Here is an 18898-nt window from a genome sequence, read left to right on the forward strand (position 1 = left end):
TAAAATGAAAGTAATGATATTTTTGGCTGCACTTCTATTCCTGGTTCAAAATACATCAGCAGCCCAAATGTCCGGCTTCGCAGCCAGGTATTATCAGGATGATGGAACAACGCCGGAAGAACCCACAACAATGCCCCTCTATCCCACTATTACCATCGGTAAGAAAACCGTGCAAATGGAGGTTACTCACCTGTCAGATATCACCAGCACACCAGTCAACAAAGACAGTTCCGCTCGTTGGGTCTGCCTTCATGACGACGATGGCACGAATTACTGGTTCATCTCGGATAACGAAATGGGTGCAGGATTGTTAACTGCGCTAGCTATTGCCAGGGATGGCATCCATGAAGGGTGTGCTAAAACAACGGAACCTGTCAGAGTCTCAGTCGCTAATGTTCCATTATTAAACGCGACGCATGGGAATTTAGTCACATTGTTCGGCAAGAAAGAGATCGCCAAAAAGAAAGCGATGCTTTTTTATCAGGAGACGCCAGTACAGAATGGATTCATCCAGAGTAATACGGTCTCTTATTACTTCGATGGCGATAAAGTGCGAGGCGTAATCATCGGGCAAATTACCAGTAACTAGCTTGCAGATTCCCTCTCCAGAGGGAGAGGGCGTTAAACCTGCCCACCCAACCGCATATGCAGCAACGGAAACGGATTCCCCTGCCCGTCCAGTTCCGAGCGCCCGACCTGCTCAAACCCCATATGGCGATAAAATCCCACGCCCTGCGGATTCTGCTCATTCACATCCACCTCGTTTACGCCAAACTCGGCGATGGCGTATTTCAGCAGCAATTTCCCGACGCCCTTCCCCCGGCTCGCGTCGTCAACAAACAGCATTTCAATGCGGTTTTCATCCACGCCTGAAAAGCCGTGAATAACGCCTGCGTTATCTTCAGCAATCACAACCTTGAGGTTAGGTAAATACGCATTGAGCAATAACGGGCGCAGCGCCGCAATATCGCTTTCCTGTAAAAAGTGGTGGGTGGCGCGAACGGAGGATTCCCAGATCGCGACCAGACGTTCAAAGTGTGTGGGGAGTGCGGTTTCTATTTTCATGGGGGGATCATGTGCGGTTTAGAACGTTAATTCAAGTAACTCAGCGCGCTCTGTTCCCCCTCACCCTAGCCCTCTCCCTCAGGGAGAGGGAACCGATTGTGCGGTTTGTCCCCCCACACAGCTCGCGCTAAACCCTAATCTCCATCACCGCGTACACGCCGTCCTTCGGCACCACCACGGTAACATTTTCCACCGGCACGCCCGCCGCGAGGTGAATATCCTGCAGCTGCTGTAACGACCTAGGGTAAATATCCTCCCAGCCGATACCCCGCAGCACAAAGTCAATTTGCGGGCTGCTGGTGAGCATGTTTGACACAATTACCGCCCCGCCGGGCTTGACCAGCCGCAGCGCGCGCTGGAGAAAAATCACCGCGTCGGTATCGTTGAAGTATTCGAAAATCCCCAGCGCGTCGACCAGTTCGGCCTGCTGCTCGCCCAGCTCCAGCAGCAGGTCTTCGTTACGCACCAGCGTATGGAGCAGGTTGCGCCTGAGCAGGGTCAGCTGTTCGCCCACCACAATCCCTTCCTGCGCCGCCATGGTTTCGGCCCAACTGAGCGCCACCGGGTCTTTGTCCACCAGCGTGAGATACACCCGCTGGCCGTCGAGCTTTGCTTCACGCAGCGCCTCCAGCACCGGGATGGCGGCACCGCTCGCGAGGCTGACCCAGTTGTTCTCGCTCTCATTATGAATGTACTTATCCACCAGCGCGGCCAGCACTCTGGCGCGGGAGCGCACGCCAATCGCATCGTTAGCGTGGATAAACCACTGGCGGCTGTCGCTGTCCATTTTCGTGCCGTCGGGCAGGCGATCTTCCAGCGGGTTTTGCACCACAAACAGCGCCAGCGCGGAGGGCACCAGCCGGGTGCGCCACGCGGTGAGCGCCGGGCGGTTGCGGAAGGCCTGTTCGGAATAGCGGTTCTGGGGAACCAGCACGGCTTGCCCCCCTTCGTCGTATTCCACCCTCGGGGGCCGGAGCGCTGGCTCGGCTTTCAGGGCGCGGTCAAGGGAGGCGATCTCGCGGGCAGCGTCGTCTTTCATCGGCCACTGGTCGCTGACGTCGGGAAATGACGCGCTGAAAATCGTCATATTTTCCGGTGCATCGCCGCGAAAAGGCTGCCAGTTCATGTCGTCTTCCCTCCGTTAGGCTTTTAACGGAAGTCTATCCAGGCGAGCCAGTAATACCCTACGAAGAAAGCACGAAATAGGTGCATCAGTTCTGCGACGTGCGCCATACCCCCGGCGTGCAGCCGTACTCGGTCTGAAAATGACGAATAAAGTGGGCGCAGTCGCTAAACCGCATCCGTCGCGCAATATCCGTAACGCTTTGCTGAGAGTTTTTCAGCAGCCAGCAGGCATAGCGCAGCCTGGCGCTGCGAATAAATTCCCGCGCCGTTTTGCCAAACTCGGCGTGAAACAGGCGGTTAAGCTGGCGCTCGCTCAGCTTAACGTCCTGCGCGAGCCTGGCGGCGTTCAGCGGGTGAGTCAGATACTGTTCGACGATCGTCACCGCCCTGCGCAGCCGTGAATCAGGGATCATGGCGATATTCGCGGGCCGCGGCGTGGCGGCGTCATGCGGAGGAAGGGACAGCCGCCGGGAGGTGGTGGCCGCAATGTCGTCTCCCCCGTGGGCTCGGATAAGCGCCGTTACCAGGGTGAGCGTTGAGATCCCGCCCGGGCAGGTCAGCAAATCGCCTTCGTCGATAAAATCGAGGCCTTGCTCAGCATAAACCTGCGGAAAGCGTTGCGTGAAAACGTCATGGTGATGAGGATGAATCGAGGCGCGGCGCTCGTTCAGTAAGCCTTCCTCCGCCAGGATAAAGCTGCCGGTACCAATACCTATCAGGGGAACGTTGTTGTGATAAGCCTCCGTGAGAAACGCTCTGTCGCCACGGTGCCCCTGGTGAAGGTGCTCCAGGCCTCCACCAATTACCGCAATGTAGTCGAAGTCACCGGGCGGCGCATGGGCGGCCTCCGGCCGCAAGCTGAGCCCTGAGCTGCTCACTACCGGTAAGTCGGGATAAGTGCTTATATGACTGAGTTTAAAGCGTATTTTCTGGCTACGCTTCTGGACGCTGGATGCAATACGTAACGCCTCTATTAATCCTGAATATGCGAAAAGCGAGAAATGGGGCCACAGGAGTAAACCCATATGCAGGGATTTATTCCGTGCAGGCGTCATTCTGACGCTATCATCAATTATATTTTTCATTAACTTGCCGAAGAATAATTACATTATCGCAACATTATTGTTGCTGTTATATTTTCCTAAGATAGGTCCTGGCTGTTAAATCAAGCATAAATGATGGTCGCAAAAACTTAAAAACATTTCTCCCTGTCGCTATCCGTTTTTTGACGTGTGGCACACATAGGTCGGCAGCGTCCCTAGAATAAATAAATAATTCTCATTCTGCTGTTTCTTAATACGCATATAAATATTCTTATTCGGATAGATAAAAAATAAGGGCTCGTACTTCTCCAGCCAGCTATCGCTGATGTTGTCGTCCGGAAATTTCATATTGCGTATGGACGTCAGATTATAGACGCTGTCTTTGCGCTCAATCTGAAAGAAAAGTTTGCGATTCAGGGTCTTCGTGGGATCGCTTTTCAACCGACCATTCATGCTGAGTATTCCGCTGTTACCCTCCACGGTGTAATTCAGCCACAGAGAGAGCGTCTCATCACGGTGATGCTGAATAAAGTTCGCCTGACAGGAAAAGGGCTGAATGTAATGGCGATGCCAGAGGTAATACGCCGCCACGACAGCCCCCATCAACAGGCACAGGCAGAGCGCAACAAGCGTTTGACGGTAGCGAACCATACTAGCGATCCTCTATAAAATAATCGGACATACAGCGGTTGGGTTCCGTCATCGGTCTGTCACAGCGAATGACCGATGCACGGGGCAGCAGGATGTAACCGCTGACGTACACCCAGGGATAGTTCGCGCACTGGTCCTTAAACGGGGCGGCATAGGCCAGGGCTTTATCCCGGTCGCGCTGCGTTTCAATATCGCGAGAAAAATAGAGCTGGCAATCGCCCATCTTCATCGCGAAGCGGTACCCGTCGACGAAATAGCTGTCATGCAGCAGGTTATGGCTGATAACGCTCACGCCAGCCAGCATCAGCAATAGCACCAGCGCGCCCGGCAGCCAGAAGCGGCGCGTCGAGTCGGTCGGGGCGACGGTCTCTTCGCAGACATCCGGAGCAGCACGTTCTTCCTCATCAGCCTGCGGCTGCGTCTCTTTAACGGTGATTTGCGTATCGCTTGCGAGCGTCAGTCCAATCCGCGGGATAGTGACAATCGGATCGGTTTCAAACCCCACTTTCTTCAACCCCTTACGCAGAATAGAAATATTCTGGTAGTAGGTATTAGGCGAAACCAGCATCCCCCGGCGCTGCCAGACAATATCCATGCACTCCTGTTGAGTCACAATACTTCCGACTCTTTCTATTAATAACAACAAACAGCGCCCCGCCGGGGAATTTAATACCACCACCCGGTCAGGATTGTTGAGATCGCGTAATGTGCTGGCCGCTGGATGAAACTCTACCAGGCCATTAATAATGTAATGCTTATGCATAGAATGGGCTAAATACCTCCGGTCAACGCCTGTTGCTCCAGTAGATTCCCTTCACGGTTAACATGCGTATCCCTCGCCTGTGTAAGGATTAATGTGACGGATAAATGCGCAACTGTATATCCTGGCGCCTGGCGAAAATTCTTATTTTTCCTTTCTCTTTATCTGAAGGGTCTAAAGTTTTCTTAACCGCTATTTAAAGCCGTCTTGACACTGACAAAACTCGACAAATCCGCCCGTTGAACGGTTTAGCCATCATTGTCTGAATTATTCAGCACCCTTAATTTGTTTTTTTAACAAAAAGGAGAGAGGACGGGTGTTCCCGGCGGGTTTCAAAATTATGCCCCATTCGAAACCTGTCGTCTTAATTAACAATTTCGGCACGAAACTGTTAGTCACCGTCAGTAACAACCCGCGTCGCATGACGTCCCCAGACTATTTCCTTACAAAACATTTATTAAAGCTAACTTTTCAATAAAAACTATCGGTATGATTATTTACAGGTAGATAAGCAAAAGCCGGTTCAGCGAGGAGAAATTGACGCTACACCTAAACCGTACTTAAAACAAATTAAGATTAATTCAGGTTACCTCTTTTACGCCCTGAGTATAGTGGGCTCACACCGTGCAATGCTTAATTGCTTCGAAAATACAGGCATCGTTCTGCCAGACAGACGAGTCTCATTACAATTATAAATCGAGGGAATGACATGGCGAATAAGCTCAACAACACACGTCATTTAAATATCGCGCTATTGGGTGGAGATCACTTTGCGCGCCAGGGGATCGCCGCGTTATTAAAAAATATTGTCCCGGCTATGCAGATTACGGCATCGATCGATAATTACGCGGAGATCGAAACGATACTCGCGGCCGCACCGGTAGACGTGATTTTTTTATCCGGCATGGAGAAATATCACGCCGGATATGACTGCCTGAAATATATCAGGAAGATGAAAGTCCTTTATCCCGACGTACTTATTTGCATGTATTCCGCACCGGCAAATTCCTGGCTGTGGATACGCGGTGAAATAGACGCCTATCTCTCGCTGCAGGACCCGCTTTATCACTGGCGAGCCAGCGTATTAAAAATGGTCGATAGCCGTTATCGCCCAATAAAAAAACCCACGGCGTTATCGCTGACGCCGGGTGAATGGAGGGTATTGAAGGAACTGCGAAAGGGTCTGGATATGCGTTACATCGCCGAAACAGAGCAGCTTTCTTACCGTCGTGTCAGCGCGTTAAAAAGCTCAGCGATAAGAAAACTCGGGCTCAGGAACAAGACAGATTTGCTGGTCTTTTTAACCAGTTAGACCTGCTGCTTTCAGAGCAAATCTCGACATAACACCATAATGGAATCAGGACAATGAAAGCTCAATTCAATAATAAAACGCTGCTCGCGATCGCTATTGCGGCATTACTGCCAGCGGGCACGGCCCTGGCTGCCGGCACCAGCGGCGGCACGGTGAACTTTAGCGGCAAAGTGGTGACTTCCGCCTGCGCCATCAGCGCAGGAAGCGCCAACATTGACGTGGATATGGGTGAAGTGCGTACCGCAACGCTGGCGACCGCCGGCAGCGAAGCCAGCACGGCAAAAGCGTTTGCCATCACCCTGGAAGATTGCGAAATCGCCGATACATCAGCCTCTACGGATGAGAACCCGATTGCCGCCACAACCGTGGCCGTCACCTTCACCGGCACGCCGGACACTTCCGATGTTAATAGCTTGTCCGTCGGGGCAAACGGCAGCGCCAACTCTGCGCAAAACGTGGCTATTCGCCTTTATGACGAGCAGGGCAACGTGGTGAAGCTGGGTGAACCCGCTTCGGCCATCCCTCTGCGTAAGGGTGCCAACACCCTGAACTTCAGCGCGAAATATTACTCGCCGAAGGGCGGCGCCACCGCGGGTGATGCCAGCGCCGTCGCAACCTACACAGTGACCTATTCGTAATCTTCAGGCCCGGTCTGCGAGCCGGGCCTGTCTTATCTTTCAGGAGTAACACTATGCGCGTAAACACATGGATTTGCCTGGCGGGCGCGTTATGTTCCTCCGCCGTCTATGCCGGCGGCGTGGGGCTGGGCGCAACGCGATTGGTCTACTCCAGCGCCACCAGCCAGGCCATGATGCAGGTGAGAAACACCCATCCCGACGCCACGTTCCTCATCCAGTCCTGGATGGAGAATGAGAAAGGCGAACGCACCAACGACTTCGCGATCACGCCGCCGCTGTACGTCATAAAACCGGCCAGCGAAAGCGCGGTGAAAATCATGTTTAACGGCAAAGCCCTGCCAGCGGATCGGGAGACGCTCTACTGGATGACGGTCAAAGCTATCCCCCAGCAGGCGAAAAGCGGCGCCGGGAATACGCTGCAGTTTGCATCGGCTAACCGCATCAAGGTCTTTTATCGCCCGGAGGGACTCAGTGAGCCCCCGCGAGAGGCGTGGAAAAAACTGGCCGGTGCCTACCGTGCCGGAAAAGTGACGCTCAGTAACCCAACGCCGTACTACCTCACCACCATCAACGTGAAAATTGACGGTATGCCGGTGCAGCCGGTGATGGTGCCCCCGAAAGGCAGCGTGACGCTGGCTGAACGCTTCAGCCACGCGAGCAGCATGAGCTATCAAACCATTAACGATTACGGGGCATGGACCCCCGCCACGCGCGCGTCGTTATCCCAATAATAAAAACAGTAAGGCGTGACCACGTGAAAATAAAAATCCTGTGCGCCACGGTGATCTCCCTGGTGATTCGGCAAGCCGTGGCTGCTGAAAGCGAGCTGCAATTTAACCCCGCGTTCCTCAACGGCGAGAGCGCAAACAGCGCCGATCTCGCCTGGGTCAACGCCGGGAGCGCGTTGCCGCCGGGTGATTACAATCTCAACGTGTATATCAATACGAATTATGCGTTCACGGGAAACGTCACGTTCCGCCTTGCTGAAGACAGCACGGGTGAAGCGCTGCCCTGCCTCACGCCTGAACAATTCGCCGCGCTGGGCATCGATAGCCATCAGGCGAAGGGCGGCGGCCTGCCGCTGGCGCAGCGCTGCATTTTCTTAACGAAGGCGTTTGCGGATACGCAGTTTGATCTGGACCAGAAGACGCTCACCCTGAGCTTCACCGTACCGCAAAGTGCGATGCGAAATTTGCCGCGCGGGTACGTCAGCCCGGAAAGCTGGGAGGCGGGCATTCCTGCCGCGTGGCTGAATTACGTGGTCAATGGCTCGAACAATGAGTATCGCGGCGAGACGCGCACGCGGGAGCAGCAGCTGTTTGCGAGCCTCAACAGCGGCGTCAACCTGGGCGCGTGGCGGCTACGTGATTTCACCACGTGGACCAAAGACAGCAATGAGCTTACCCACGTGCAGACCTGGCTGCAGCGCGATATTCACGCCCTGCGCGCGCAGGTGTATGCCGGGGAAACGTACACCTCGGCGCAGGTGTTCGACTCCGTGGGCCTGCGCGGTATCGCCCTGAAAACCGATGACAACATGCTGCCCGCAAGCCTCAGCGGCTATGCGCCTGAAGTCCGGGGCATCGCGCGCAGCAACGCCACGGTCACGGTTCGTCAGAACGGCAACATCATCTATCAAACCTCCGTCCCGCCGGGGGCGTTTGTGCTGAAAGATCTCTATCCGACCTCCTCGGGAGGCGATCTGGCGGTCACCATTCAGGAGAACGACGGCAGCAAAACGCAATACACGCTTCCCTTTGCCAGCGTGCCGAACCTGGTGCGTAACGGACAGGTGAAATATGCCCTCGGCGCCGGGAAATACCGTCCGACGGGCAATCAGGACGCGCCCTCTTTCGCGCAGGGCGAGCTGTTCTACGGCTGGCGATACGGCCTGACGTTTTACGGCGGGGCGCAGTTTGCCGATCGCTATAACGGCCTGGCCCTCGGGTTTGGGCAAAACCTTGGCCGCTTTGGCGCCTACTCCATCGACCTGACCCATGCCCGCAGCCAGCTGGCGGACGATCGGCACTATACCGGTGATTCGGTCCGCCTGCGCTACAGCAAGCTGCTGAACGACATTGGCACGCGGGTTAACTTCTTCTCGCTGCGCTACTCCACGAAAGGGTTTTATACCCTCAGCGACACCACGTACAAAGGCATGTCGGGCGGATCGCCAAAGCAGACGGTGGAAGACGATGGCACCGTCACCACCCAATACGACACCGTGTACAACCTGCGCATGTCGCGCAAGGCAAAAAACCAGCTGCTGCTGTCGCAGCCGATGGGACAATACGGCTCGCTGTCACTGTCGTGGGATCAGCAGACCTACTGGAACACGTCAAATACCACGCAAAGCCTGCAGTTTGCGTGGAACGCCACGTTTCGCAACGTGTCGCTTGGCGTCAGCGTCCAGCGAAGCTCGAGCCTGTATGACGACAAGAAAGATAACATCCTGTCGATGTCAATTTCGGTCCCGCTGGGCAACCCGACGCTGTCGACCCGCGCGCGCTTTACCACGACCCATGCGGACTCCACCGGCACAACCACCAGCACGGGCGTGAGCGGCTACCTGCCGGGCCAGGAAAACCTGTTCTATAGCGTCAACCAGCGCTACAGCTCCCGACAGCACTACGGCGGCGATGCCACCCTGCAGTACGAAGGCGCGTGGGGAGACTACAACCTGGGCTATAGCTACGCCAGCGACTCCCGCAACCTCAGCTACGGCATCAGCGGCGGCGCGGTAGTGCATGAAGATGGCCTGACGCTGAGCCAGCCGCTCGGGAACACCAACATTCTGGTAAAAGCGCCGGGAGCCAGCAACGTCGCCGTGCTTAACCATAAGGGCATCAAAACGGACAGCCGGGGCTACGCGGTGATCCCGTACGCCACGCCGTATCGCGTCAACCAGGTCGCGCTGGACGTGACGACCGCCGGCAATGACGTGGAGCTGGAAAACGCCATCGCCAACAAAACGCCTACCGATGGCGCCCTGGTTCGCGCCACCTTCATCACGCACCAGGGGGCTAAAGCGATGTTTATCGTGCGTCACGGCAACGACGTGCTCCCCTTCGGCACGCTGGTCTCGCTCGATGATGACAAAACCAGCGGCATCGTCGGCGATGGCGGCAGCCTGTATCTCTCCGGTTTGTCAGAGAAAGGCACGCTGAACGCCGTGTGGGGCCGCGGCAGCCGCCAGCGCTGCGCCATTACCTACGCCTTAAACAAGCAGAACTATAACGCCCGCACCGGTCTCTATTCTCAGGAGGTGGTATGTCAGTAACGTTCCGGATCGGCTGCATCGCACTGCTGGTTTTCGCTCTCCCCGTTCGCGGGTATGACGTGCTGGTCTCCGTCACCGGCAATGTGATTGGCAACACCTGCGTGGTTGCAGAGGGCTCTGAGGTGCAAAACGTGCCGCTGGGCACCATTGGCATCAAGCAGTTCAACCGCGCCGGAGCCGTCAGCAATATCAAAACGCCCTTTACGCTCAGGCTTGAAGCGTGTGGGCCAACCTTTGCTGGCGTAAAAATTCGCTTCAGCGGAACGCCGGATGATGACAACCCGCAGCTTCTGAAAATTGCTGACGGTGGCGCTACCGGCGTGGCGGTGCAGATCCTCAATAAAGAGAGCGGGCTCATTCCCCTGAACACACAAACCGCCGCGTACGGAATGGCGGGGGATGACAGCGTACAGATGACCTTTTACGCGCAGCTGGTAGCCACCGGCGCATCCGTCAGTGCTGGCGATGTGTCAGCCTTCGCCACATGGACAACGGAGTATCTATGATGCGTTTATTATTTCTTCTCGGCGGATTACTTTTCTGCGCCAGCGTGCAGGCTCTGGACTGGAAATCGGACATTACGCTCTCCCCTCAGCCGATGACCTACAGCGGGCCGGCGGATTCCGTGGTGCCGGGCAGCATTATCGGCTCGACCTGGAGCGCCACCGCCAGCGTGCAGCAGGTGTTCTGGTGCGGGATTGTTTTTACCTGCAACAAAGGCACGCTGCAGCCCAGCAGCAGCGCCATCACGAGCGGTGCGACGGTCACCGTCGACGGGGTGAACTACACCGTTTTTGAGACCGGCGTACCGGGCGTGGGGTATATCATCGGGCTGAAGGATTTTAAGGGAACAAAATACATTCCCCTGCAAACCGGTATCACGCAAAGCTACCCGGCAGAAGGCACCAGTGGGTTTGCCCAGGATCTGGGCTGGTCGGCAAAGGTCACCTTTATTAAAACCGGTGCCGCCCTGAAATCCGGCGTCTATAACATCCCGACCATCAACGCCGCGGTGCTCACCGCCTATAACAACGAAACGAAAACGGCGCAGGTCATCATCAGCCCTACCACCATCACGGTGACCGCCAGCGGGTGTACGGTCGGCAGCAAAAACGCCAGCGTGGCGCTGGGCACCATTGATATTCGCACTCTGCCCACGGTGGGAAGCACGTCGCCATCGGGAACGTTTACCGTCGGCCTGACCTGCGACGCGAACGTGGCGGTTCACGCGGTGATGACCGATCAGACCACGCCGTCGAACACCTCGTCGGTGGTGACCCTGACCGGAGACTCAACGGCGTCCGGCGTTGGGGTGCAGTTTTTCTACAACGGCAGCGGGCCGCTGACGATGGGGCCGGACAGCTCGGCCGCGGGCACGACCGGCCAGTTCTTTATCCAGAGCACCACGGCGGCGCAGACGCTCACGTTACCGTTCCAGGCGCAGTACATCAGAACCGGTGAACTGGTCCCCGGCTCGGCCAACGCGCTGGCCAGCATTACGTTTTCCTACCAGTAGGGGCTACTGCTTCACCCACACCAGCTGGTCAACCCGGAAGCCCAGACTGCGCGCGGTGTTCAGGTAATCCTGCTTCACCGCATCCGGAATGGTTGGAGTGCGCGACAGGATCCACAGGTAATCGCGGTTCGGGCCGCTGACCAGGGCGTACTGGTACTTATCGTCCAGCCTGATCACGTTATAGCCGCCGTAGAACGGGCCGAAGAAGGACACCTTAAGCGCGGCGGTGGTTGGCTCGCCGGTAAAGTACGCTTTGCCTTCGCTCTCGTTCCACTTGTTCTTCACCGGATCGTAGCCCCGGTTGAGCACGCTGATGCCGCCGTCGCTACGCTTGCCGTAGGTAGCGGTTACCTGCACCAGCCCGCGTTCGAAGCGGTTTTCCAGACGGGCGACTTCGTACCATTTGCCGAGATAGCGGCTGGCTTCGAAGTTGGTAATAGGCTGCACGCCTTTCGGCGGCGTGGGGGATTTACAGGCGACCAGCGTCAAAGCAATCGCAACACCGGTCACAACAGGCCATAGCTTCATGAGAATTCCTTTCATTTGCACGGTTGGACGTTAAGTGTAGTGCACCGTTTCGGCGCTTCATCCCGTTCGGGAAAATTCGTAGTATATTGAGAGTATTCCTCCACTCTGGACACGGACATGGCTTACTCCATCGGCGAATTCGCCAGACTCAGCGGCATCACCGCCACCACCCTGCGGGCGTGGCAGCGTCGCTATGGTTTACTCAAGCCACAGCGCACGGAAGGCGGCCATCGCCAGTACAGCGACGAGGACGTCCAGCAGGCGCTAAAAATTCTCGACTGGGTCAAAAAAGGCGTCCCGATCGGCCAGGTCAAACCTCTGCTGGAACGCCCGACGCCGGGTCGGACCAACAACTGGCAAACCCTGCAGCAGAACATGCTGCAACGCCTGCAGGACGGCAAGGTCGAGTCCCTGCGCCAGATGATTTACGACGCCGGACGCGAATACCCAAGGCCGGAGCTGGTCGCGAACGTGCTACGCCCGCTGCGCAGCCAGGTCTCGGCCAACGTCGCCGCCGCCATGACCCTGCGTGCGATCCTCGACGGCATCATCATCGCCTACACCTCGTTTTGCCTCGAAGGCGATAAAAAAGCGCCGGGCGATAACATTCTGCTCAGCGGCTGGCACCTGAACGACCCGTGCGAGATCTGGCTCGAAGCCTTAACGCGCACCGGGCAGGGCCACCGAATCGACATCCTGCCGGTTCCGCCTGACGCGCTGGCACCGGAAATTTTCCCGGAGCGCAAATGGCTTCTGGTCACCAGCGGCAAACTCACCGCCGGGCGGAAAAAACAGGTGGAGCAGTGGCAGCAGCAGGTATCGCTTGAAGTGATTATCCTCTGATAATTTTCTCCTGCGGGAATCTTCACGAAAAGTTGAATATTTTCCCTCGCCGCAGATGCTAACGTTTTCCTGTAACGAATAACTCCACAGGAAAACACCATGAAAAAAACTGCCCCTCTGCTGATCCTGGCCTCGATGGCCTTTGCCCCTGCTGCCTTTAGCGCCCCTGCCGGCACGCTGAGCGTCCACATTCTCGACCAGCAAACCGGGATGCCGCCATCGGACGTGACCGTTACGCTGGAGAAACAGCAGCAGGACAAATGGACCCCGATTGCCAACGGCAAAACCGACCACGACGGCCGCATCAAATCGCTCTATCCGCAGGATCAGGACATGCAGCCTGGCGTGTATAAAGTGACCTTCAAAACCGCAGAGTACTTCCACGGCAAAAAGCTGGACTCCTTCTTCCCGGAGATCCCGGTGCTGTTTACCGTGACCCGCACCAACGAGAAGCTGCACATCCCGCTTCTGCTGAGCCAGTACGGTTACTCGACCTACAAGGGTAGTTAAGACGCGTTGATTTTAAAGGAATAAAAAAAATAGTTCCGCTAATACTTGGACAAATTAGTAATGTTGTGTAAGTTTTAATTATATGAACGGGAGGACTACACCATGACAACGAAACCTGTGCTCGGTATTAGCGGATGTTTGACCGGATCCGCCGTTCGCTTTGACGGCGGACACAAGCGTATGGGCTTCGTCATGGATGAGCTGGCCCAGTGGGTGAATTTCAGGCCCGTCTGCCCGGAAATGGCTATCGGTCTGCCGACGCCTCGCCCGGCCATACGCCTGACGCTGACGGACAGCGGCGAAACGCAGCTCCGTTTCAGCAAACCGCCTCATGATGACCTCACGCAGAAAATGGCCGAGTTCACGGCGGACTATCTGCCAAAAATCGGCGATCTGTCGGGATTTATCGTCTGTGCAAAATCCCCAAGCTGCGGCCTGGAACGCGTGCGGCTGTACGATGAAAACGGCAACCGGGGCCGCAAGGAGGGCGTCGGGCTGTTCACCGCCGCCCTTCTTGAAACCTACCCGTGGCTGCCCGTCGAGGAAGACGGTCGGCTGCACGACCCGGTGCTGCGGGAAAACTTTATCGAGCGGGTATTTGCCCTGCACGAGCTAAACACGCTGCGCGATAAAGGTCTCACGCGACGTGGGCTGCTGGATTTCCACAGCCGCTATAAATTGCAGCTGCTGGCGCACCATCAGGCGGGCTACCGTGAAATCGGCCCGTTCGTTGCCTCGCTGCACGAGTGGGAAGACCTGGACGCCTTCTTCGTGGCGTACCGGGAAAAACTAATGACCATCCTGAAAAAACCCGCCTCGCGGAAGAATCACACCAACGTGCTGATGCATATCCAGGGGTATTTCCGTAACCAGCTGAACACCCGCCAGCGCGGCGAGCTGCGCGACGTGATCCTGCACTATCGCAACGGACAGTTGCCTATTCTCGCCCCGATCACGCTGCTGAAGCACTACCTGGCCGAATACCCCGACCGGTATCTGATGACGCAAAACTACTTTGATCCCTATCCTGATGATTTGGGTCTGCGTCTGGCAGTCAAGTGATCATAAAAATGCGAAGGCCCCATTGACCCGTAGAGGCCCAAAGCAGTACCCCGTTTAGACGACATCCTCACTGTCGTCTCTTTTTTGCATTTAACCTCAAAGACTGTGATTATATACAGGCTTATTCTGCGAAAGGGGCCTGCCTGTGATCAACACCCTGCACATTCAAAACTACCGCTCCATCCGCGAGATGTCGCTGGAGCTGGAGCAGCTCAACATCGTCTTCGGGCCGAACGGCACCGGGAAATCCAATATTTACAAGGCGATACACCTGATGCACAGCGCCGCCCAGGGGCAGTTTTCCCAGGCGCTGGCAAACGAGGGCGGCATTCTGAAGGTGTTCTGGGCAGGCAAAACCCGCAGCGACCAGCTACGACGGATGAATCTGGCCGTGGAAACAGAGTCCTACGAATACGAGCTGCAGGTCGGGTTTGTGGAGAAGCTGCCCTATCCCTCGCAGTTTCAGCTCGATCCGGTGATCAAAGAGGAGTCCATCTGGCTGAGCGGCCAGCACCGTCGGCCTTCATCACAGCTGATGAAGCGTAAGAACCAGGCGGTGTTTCTCAACAACGTGCATCACGAGAAAGTGACCCACAGCGGCACGCTGTACGAGAACGAATCGGTGTTCGGACAGCTCGGCGAACCGCATCTTTATCCGGAAGTGTCGCAGATGCGTGAGTCCCTGCGTAACTGGCGCTTTTATCATGAGTTTTCCGTCTCGTCTGGCTCGGCGATGCGCGCCCCGCAGGTCGGCTTCCGCTCCCCGGTGCTGGCCAGCGACGGCGCCAACCTGGCGGCCGCGTTTCAGACCATCGTCGAGATCGGCGACGAGCTGCTGCTGATGCGCATTCTTGACCAGGCCTTTCCCGGCTGCGTGTTTTACAGCGACAACACCGGCGGACGTTTTCGCATGATGATGCAGCGCGAGGGGCTGAGCAGGCCGCTGGAACCGGCGGAGTTCTCCGACGGCACTCTGCGCTTTCTGTGCCTGGCGGTAGCGCTGTTAAGCCCGCGCCCACTGGCGTTTATCGCGTTGAACGAACCGGAAAACAGCCTGCACCCGCAGATGCTGCCCGCGCTGGCGAGCTTAATCGCCGAGGCCAGCCGCTACTCGCAGATCTGGCTCACCAGCCACTCGCCGGAGCTGGCGACGTTGATTGAGAAGCAGCGATCGTTTTCGCTGTATCAGCTGTCGATGGTGGAGGGGGAGACGAAGGTGGAGAGGCTGGGGTAGTTCTTTATATCTCACTTTCCCTGCCTTCAATGACTATTCTTTCGGTAGCCACCAACGACGAAAATGATTTTCGCCGGGATATGCCTTTGGCGCTTGCTGGCTCGCGATACATGCCCCAATTTATTGTTGCCAGTTTCTGCTGGAAGGATAATCTGTAAATATTGGTTATCAGATGAGAAAATTTAAATGGATATTGCACTTTTCCCTGGTCAAAACGCCCGAGCATGGGCTGAAACAATGATAAATCTTGAAGCCCGGAAGCTTATCAATACTGCGAATATTGTCGGAGGGCAACATCTCAGCGACGGACTCGCACGGATTAAGTTTATGGATGATATTCGGCAGTTTGTGATGCAACAATTTAGCGCTACCCGGGCGGCCAGAAGTCATGAGGAGTGCATGGAATGCCTGAAAAACATCCGGACAGAGAACGAAAGTCTTCTTGATCAAAGCAGAATGCTTCGCTCACGTACAGCTCAGCTTTTTGCTCAAATTGAACTAGTTAAAGAAAATAACAAAGTCGTCGGTTATGTTATCTCGTCGATTAAGGTGGTGCTTTCAGGATTACAGATTGTTGCAGGTGTAGGCGCAATGATGACAATGAACCCAGTGGGTGCGCTTGCAGGAGCGATTCTGGTTATGGATGGTGCAAATGCCATTTCAAAAGAAATTAACAGAACGCTTCAACATCAACCAAATTCCGAAGGAATGCTGGCAGATGGCGTCATGGATATCGCTCAGTTTATGGGATTTAAACGTGAATCAGCACTGGGAGTATTTAACAGCGTAAGCCTGGCCGCAAGCGTCTATACGGTATTTGGCGCCATCCGAAAACCCGAATCATGGCGTCTGTTTCGCTATCTCCCGCTGGATTTCTACCGCAAGGTCGACGGAATGAATCGCGCAGCGCTCACTATGAAAATTGTCGGCTGGGGTGTGTCTGCAAAAGTCTCGTTTGATTTAATTTCTAATGCGTCTGGCCAGAACTAATGTATTTCTTTCTGTAGCGCCAGGCTTTGTAGGTAATGACCGGGGGTTGAAAAAACCAGACAATCACCAACACGATGAAAAGAGAAATGCCCCCGGAAACAATATTGTAATGCTCAGCGAAAAAAAGAAGCGCCAGAAAAATCAAAGCCACAACCGCAGTAAGAAACAGAACCATGATAAATCGCTTACCTAACTCAAGTACTACCTCGAGCAAGGATGAACCATAACGGCTAATGTTCCGGTTCAGATACGCTAATTCTTTTACGGTGAAACCTGATTCTAGTAACTGCGTTTCAATATTGTTCATGCCACTACCTTTTCTCTGGAAAGTAACGTGGAATATCTTAACCGGAAGAGAGGCGTCTTGTAACCATTCTGATGCATCAGCATTAAACAGCAAAAATCAGGATCACGCTAAAAAGACACTGGCGGCTAAAGTAAAAAAACAAAAGATTACGGGATTTAAGACGCGCTCGTCAGGGACGTTCGTAACCTCAACAAATAGATGCCGCCCACGGCTTTTCACTCCAGCGCAACAGAATTATCATTTTCTGAAGACGGCTGAATGCGAAACGTCTTTCGCCACTCCGCCGGACTGACCCCAAAACGCGCCTTAAACTGCTGTCGCCAGGTGACGGCGGAATTAAACCCTACCAGCTCGGCCACGCGCTCAATCGGCATATTTCCGGCTTCAAGCAGGATCTGGCTGCGCCGCAGGCGTTCGGCGGTCAGCCAGTCGGAGACGCTCATTCCCGTGGCTTTAATAAAATGGCGGGTCAGGGTGCGGCGGCTCATCGAAACCACCTCTGCCAGCGAGTCCAGGCTATGCGGTTCGGTGATGTGCTGCTGAAGATAATCGATCAGACAGTTAATACGTCCGTCGCGGGTATCTTTGGGTACCGGCTGGGCGATGAACTGCGCCTGCCCGCCTTCGCGGTAGGGCGGAACAATCATCCGACGGGCAATCTGGTTGGCAACCACGCTGCCAAAGCGCTGGCGAATGATATACAGGCAGCAGTCCAGCGCAGCCGCCGTTCCAGCAGAGGTGATGATATTGCCGTCATCCACGTAAAGGGCATTAATATCCAGCTGAACGTACGGGAAAAGCGACTGGAACTGATGCTCGAACTCCCAGTGGGTGGCTGCACGTTTGCCGTCGAGGAGCCCCGCCCAGGCCAGCACAAACGACCCCAGACACAGCCCGACGATTTCCGCGCCGTTGTCTCTCGCCTGCACCAGGCTGTCGAGCAGCGTCTGGGGCGGTCGTTCAAGGACGTGCTGCCAGTAGGGAACGACAACAATATCGGCCTGGCCAATGGCGGTGTAATCCTGCGTGGCGTTGAGGGCAAATCCGTCTTTTGAGGTGAGAAAACCCGGCGTTTCGGCGCAGATCGTCACGTTAAAGCGCTTTTCGCCGGAGACCGAATCGCCAAACAGAATGCAGGGAACGGAGTAGTGGAACGGGCTGAACCCGTCTACCGCGACAATCGCGACGTTGATTAGCGACATCTGTCTCTCCTTTCCCTTTAACGCACTCAGAATATAACGGTTTCGCCATCCTGGGGAATGCTCACCGCGTCACTCACCTGATTGGCTTCAACGTACTCACGCAGCGCGCTGCGGGTCAACAGGCAGTGGTTAATCGCCTCCATATGGATCGCCACAATGTTTGCCTGCGGCAGCAGGAAATGAACGTTGAGCACATCCTCCTGCCCCATAATAATGGGCCCAAAACCAATGACGTGGGCATAGCCCGCGTTCAGCACCACCACGTCCGGCTGGTGCTTTTGCAGGTCGGCCGCCACTTCGTCACGCCAGATGGTATCCCCGGCAAGATAAAGCGTCTTCTCATCGGGATGACGCAGCACCACGCCGCAGGCCTCGCCCAGCCGCTCCGCCAGCTCCGGCACGGCGTAAGCGCGATCGGTGCCGTGCTGCCCGCCGTGGGTTTTCGTAATCTGAATATCGCCGAAGAAGGTCGCGTCGGTCATGACCGTCAGGTTGCTGAATCCCTGGCTTCGCAGCAGCGCGGCGTCACGATCGTTTTGCACGTAGATCGGTTTGTCTTTGGCGATCAGCTCCGCCGCGGCGCGATCCCAGTGATCGTCATGGGTATGGGTGACGATCACCGCGTCAGCATCCAGCAGCGTGTTAACGTCAACGGGGAGTTCGACAGTCGGGTTACGGCGTTCGGCATACGCCGTACCGGGAAAGCCCGGATAAGCCCCCTTCGGGGCCAGCATCGGGTCGATTAAAAGACGTTTACCGGCGTAGGTAATCAGCTGGGTGGCGTTGCGAATGTGGGTAATGTTCATGGGCTATCCTCCGGTTGGTGTGATAA

Annotated in this window: 21 protein-coding genes; 12 read left to right on the forward strand and 9 right to left on the reverse strand. The window is 55.7% G+C overall.

Annotation, left to right across the window (positions count from 1 at the left end; genetic code table 11):
- Positions 1 to 4 precede the first annotated feature (4 nt).
- Positions 5 to 589 (forward strand): hypothetical protein, encoded by a 585-nt coding sequence (locus AC1VYI_RS24005; RefSeq protein ID WP_227412871.1) that lies wholly within the window; start codon positions 5 to 7, stop codon positions 587 to 589.
- A gap of 32 nt (positions 590 to 621) precedes the next feature.
- Here the strand turns inward: AC1VYI_RS24005 and AC1VYI_RS24010 are convergent, their stop codons facing one another.
- From AC1VYI_RS24010 to AC1VYI_RS24030, 5 genes are all read right to left on the reverse strand, one after another.
- Complete coding sequence (locus tag AC1VYI_RS24010; protein WP_226483384.1) at positions 622 to 1065, reverse strand: acetyltransferase; 444 nt, start codon at positions 1063 to 1065, stop codon at positions 622 to 624.
- 127 nt (positions 1066 to 1192) lie between these two features.
- Positions 1193 to 2191 (reverse strand): class I SAM-dependent methyltransferase, encoded by a 999-nt coding sequence (locus tag AC1VYI_RS24015; protein WP_047174812.1) that lies wholly within the window; start codon positions 2189 to 2191, stop codon positions 1193 to 1195.
- Positions 2192 to 2276: 85 nt separating this feature from the next.
- Positions 2277 to 3215, reverse strand: a complete 939-nt coding sequence (locus tag AC1VYI_RS24020; RefSeq protein WP_226484450.1) for a GlxA family transcriptional regulator — start codon at positions 3213 to 3215, stop codon at positions 2277 to 2279.
- Positions 3216 to 3404: 189 nt separating this feature from the next.
- Positions 3405 to 3884, reverse strand: coding sequence for a hypothetical protein (locus AC1VYI_RS24025; protein ID WP_134866965.1), 480 nt, complete (start codon positions 3882 to 3884; stop codon positions 3405 to 3407).
- 1 nt (position 3885) lies between these two features.
- On the reverse strand, positions 3886 to 4647 hold the full coding sequence (locus AC1VYI_RS24030; protein WP_134866966.1) for a winged helix-turn-helix domain-containing protein: 762 nt from the start codon (positions 4645 to 4647) through the stop codon (positions 3886 to 3888).
- 706 nt (positions 4648 to 5353) lie between these two features.
- On the opposite strand from AC1VYI_RS24030, the gene AC1VYI_RS24035 reads away from it, so the two are divergent.
- From AC1VYI_RS24035 to AC1VYI_RS24060, 6 genes are read left to right on the forward strand one after another with little or no spacing between them, the layout of a single operon-like run.
- Positions 5354 to 5956, forward strand: coding sequence for a helix-turn-helix transcriptional regulator (locus tag AC1VYI_RS24035; protein WP_023309863.1), 603 nt, complete (start codon positions 5354 to 5356; stop codon positions 5954 to 5956).
- A gap of 53 nt (positions 5957 to 6009) precedes the next feature.
- A complete protein-coding gene (locus AC1VYI_RS24040; RefSeq protein ID WP_023309862.1) occupies positions 6010 to 6594 on the forward strand; it encodes a fimbrial protein in 585 nt (194 codons plus the stop codon).
- Between the two features lie 53 nt (positions 6595 to 6647).
- Positions 6648 to 7325 (forward strand): fimbrial biogenesis chaperone, encoded by a 678-nt coding sequence (locus AC1VYI_RS24045; protein WP_023309861.1) that lies wholly within the window; start codon positions 6648 to 6650, stop codon positions 7323 to 7325.
- Between the two features lie 23 nt (positions 7326 to 7348).
- Positions 7349 to 9874 (forward strand): fimbria/pilus outer membrane usher protein, encoded by a 2526-nt coding sequence (locus AC1VYI_RS24050; protein WP_134866967.1) that lies wholly within the window; start codon positions 7349 to 7351, stop codon positions 9872 to 9874.
- On the forward strand, positions 9865 to 10380 hold the full coding sequence (locus tag AC1VYI_RS24055) for a fimbrial protein (protein ID WP_023309859.1): 516 nt from the start codon (positions 9865 to 9867) through the stop codon (positions 10378 to 10380). The genes AC1VYI_RS24050 and AC1VYI_RS24055 overlap by 10 nt, the downstream gene beginning before the upstream one ends.
- Complete coding sequence (locus tag AC1VYI_RS24060) at positions 10380 to 11390, forward strand: fimbrial protein (RefSeq protein WP_226484448.1); 1011 nt, start codon at positions 10380 to 10382, stop codon at positions 11388 to 11390. Before AC1VYI_RS24055 ends, AC1VYI_RS24060 begins: the two co-directional genes overlap by 1 nt.
- A 3-nt stretch (positions 11391 to 11393) precedes the next feature.
- Here the strand turns inward: AC1VYI_RS24060 and AC1VYI_RS24065 are convergent, their stop codons facing one another.
- A complete protein-coding gene (locus AC1VYI_RS24065) occupies positions 11394 to 11918 on the reverse strand; it encodes a lipocalin family protein (RefSeq protein WP_134866968.1) in 525 nt (174 codons plus the stop codon).
- Between the two features lie 117 nt (positions 11919 to 12035).
- Between AC1VYI_RS24065 and AC1VYI_RS24070 the strand changes: the two genes are divergently transcribed.
- The 5 genes from AC1VYI_RS24070 to AC1VYI_RS24090 all read left to right on the forward strand — a co-directional run bounded on the left by AC1VYI_RS24070 (position 12036) and on the right by AC1VYI_RS24090 (position 16557).
- Complete coding sequence (locus AC1VYI_RS24070; RefSeq protein WP_029740778.1) at positions 12036 to 12761, forward strand: MerR family transcriptional regulator; 726 nt, start codon at positions 12036 to 12038, stop codon at positions 12759 to 12761.
- Positions 12762 to 12860: 99 nt separating this feature from the next.
- Complete coding sequence (gene uraH, locus AC1VYI_RS24075; protein ID WP_023309856.1) at positions 12861 to 13271, forward strand: hydroxyisourate hydrolase; 411 nt, start codon at positions 12861 to 12863, stop codon at positions 13269 to 13271.
- A gap of 102 nt (positions 13272 to 13373) precedes the next feature.
- Positions 13374 to 14333, forward strand: a complete 960-nt coding sequence (locus AC1VYI_RS24080; RefSeq protein ID WP_023309855.1) for a YbgA family protein — start codon at positions 13374 to 13376, stop codon at positions 14331 to 14333.
- 145 nt (positions 14334 to 14478) lie between these two features.
- Positions 14479 to 15567, forward strand: a complete 1089-nt coding sequence (locus AC1VYI_RS24085; protein ID WP_134866969.1) for an AAA family ATPase — start codon at positions 14479 to 14481, stop codon at positions 15565 to 15567.
- 186 nt (positions 15568 to 15753) lie between these two features.
- Positions 15754 to 16557 (forward strand): DUF4225 domain-containing protein, encoded by an 804-nt coding sequence (locus AC1VYI_RS24090; RefSeq protein ID WP_023309853.1) that lies wholly within the window; start codon positions 15754 to 15756, stop codon positions 16555 to 16557.
- Here AC1VYI_RS24090 and AC1VYI_RS24095 read toward each other — a convergent pair.
- The 3 genes from AC1VYI_RS24095 to AC1VYI_RS24105 form a co-directional block, all read right to left on the reverse strand.
- The gene (locus AC1VYI_RS24095) at positions 16535 to 16864 is read right to left on the reverse strand and encodes a hypothetical protein (protein WP_023309852.1); all 330 of its coding nucleotides are present in this window, start codon (positions 16862 to 16864) and stop codon (positions 16535 to 16537) included. The two genes, AC1VYI_RS24090 and AC1VYI_RS24095, sit on opposite strands and share 23 nt — an antisense overlap.
- 215 nt (positions 16865 to 17079) lie before the next feature.
- Complete coding sequence (locus AC1VYI_RS24100; RefSeq protein WP_045354685.1) at positions 17080 to 18066, reverse strand: GlxA family transcriptional regulator; 987 nt, start codon at positions 18064 to 18066, stop codon at positions 17080 to 17082.
- A gap of 26 nt (positions 18067 to 18092) precedes the next feature.
- A complete protein-coding gene (locus tag AC1VYI_RS24105) occupies positions 18093 to 18872 on the reverse strand; it encodes an MBL fold metallo-hydrolase (RefSeq protein ID WP_047743238.1) in 780 nt (259 codons plus the stop codon).
- Positions 18873 to 18898 lie beyond the last annotated feature (26 nt).

The organism is Enterobacter sp. QK-SA4, from assembly GCF_056856775.1.

Excerpts from the sequence above, each read along its gene's own strand:
- AC1VYI_RS24005 (WP_227412871.1), top strand. The coding sequence starts at position 5 with ATGAAAGTAATGATATTTTTGGCTGCACTTCTATTCCTGGTTCAAAAT.
- AC1VYI_RS24010 (WP_226483384.1), bottom strand. The coding sequence starts at position 1,065 with ATGAAAATAGAAACCGCACTCCCCACACACTTTGAACGTCTGGTCGCG.
- AC1VYI_RS24015 (WP_047174812.1), bottom strand. The coding sequence starts at position 2,191 with ATGAACTGGCAGCCTTTTCGCGGCGATGCACCGGAAAATATGACGATT.
- AC1VYI_RS24020 (WP_226484450.1), bottom strand. The coding sequence starts at position 3,215 with ATGGGTTTACTCCTGTGGCCCCATTTCTCGCTTTTCGCATATTCAGGA.
- AC1VYI_RS24025 (WP_134866965.1), bottom strand. The coding sequence starts at position 3,884 with ATGGTTCGCTACCGTCAAACGCTTGTTGCGCTCTGCCTGTGCCTGTTG.
- AC1VYI_RS24030 (WP_134866966.1), bottom strand. The coding sequence starts at position 4,647 with ATGCATAAGCATTACATTATTAATGGCCTGGTAGAGTTTCATCCAGCG.
- AC1VYI_RS24035 (WP_023309863.1), top strand. The coding sequence starts at position 5,354 with ATGGCGAATAAGCTCAACAACACACGTCATTTAAATATCGCGCTATTG.
- AC1VYI_RS24040 (WP_023309862.1), top strand. The coding sequence starts at position 6,010 with ATGAAAGCTCAATTCAATAATAAAACGCTGCTCGCGATCGCTATTGCG.
- AC1VYI_RS24045 (WP_023309861.1), top strand. The coding sequence starts at position 6,648 with ATGCGCGTAAACACATGGATTTGCCTGGCGGGCGCGTTATGTTCCTCC.
- AC1VYI_RS24055 (WP_023309859.1), top strand. The coding sequence starts at position 9,865 with ATGTCAGTAACGTTCCGGATCGGCTGCATCGCACTGCTGGTTTTCGCT.
- AC1VYI_RS24060 (WP_226484448.1), top strand. The coding sequence starts at position 10,380 with ATGCGTTTATTATTTCTTCTCGGCGGATTACTTTTCTGCGCCAGCGTG.
- AC1VYI_RS24065 (WP_134866968.1), bottom strand. The coding sequence starts at position 11,918 with ATGAAGCTATGGCCTGTTGTGACCGGTGTTGCGATTGCTTTGACGCTG.
- AC1VYI_RS24070 (WP_029740778.1), top strand. The coding sequence starts at position 12,036 with ATGGCTTACTCCATCGGCGAATTCGCCAGACTCAGCGGCATCACCGCC.
- uraH (WP_023309856.1), top strand. The coding sequence starts at position 12,861 with ATGAAAAAAACTGCCCCTCTGCTGATCCTGGCCTCGATGGCCTTTGCC.
- AC1VYI_RS24080 (WP_023309855.1), top strand. The coding sequence starts at position 13,374 with ATGACAACGAAACCTGTGCTCGGTATTAGCGGATGTTTGACCGGATCC.
- AC1VYI_RS24090 (WP_023309853.1), top strand. The coding sequence starts at position 15,754 with ATGGATATTGCACTTTTCCCTGGTCAAAACGCCCGAGCATGGGCTGAA.
- AC1VYI_RS24095 (WP_023309852.1), bottom strand. The coding sequence starts at position 16,864 with ATGAACAATATTGAAACGCAGTTACTAGAATCAGGTTTCACCGTAAAA.
- AC1VYI_RS24100 (WP_045354685.1), bottom strand. The coding sequence starts at position 18,066 with ATGTCGCTAATCAACGTCGCGATTGTCGCGGTAGACGGGTTCAGCCCG.
- AC1VYI_RS24105 (WP_047743238.1), bottom strand. The coding sequence starts at position 18,872 with ATGAACATTACCCACATTCGCAACGCCACCCAGCTGATTACCTACGCC.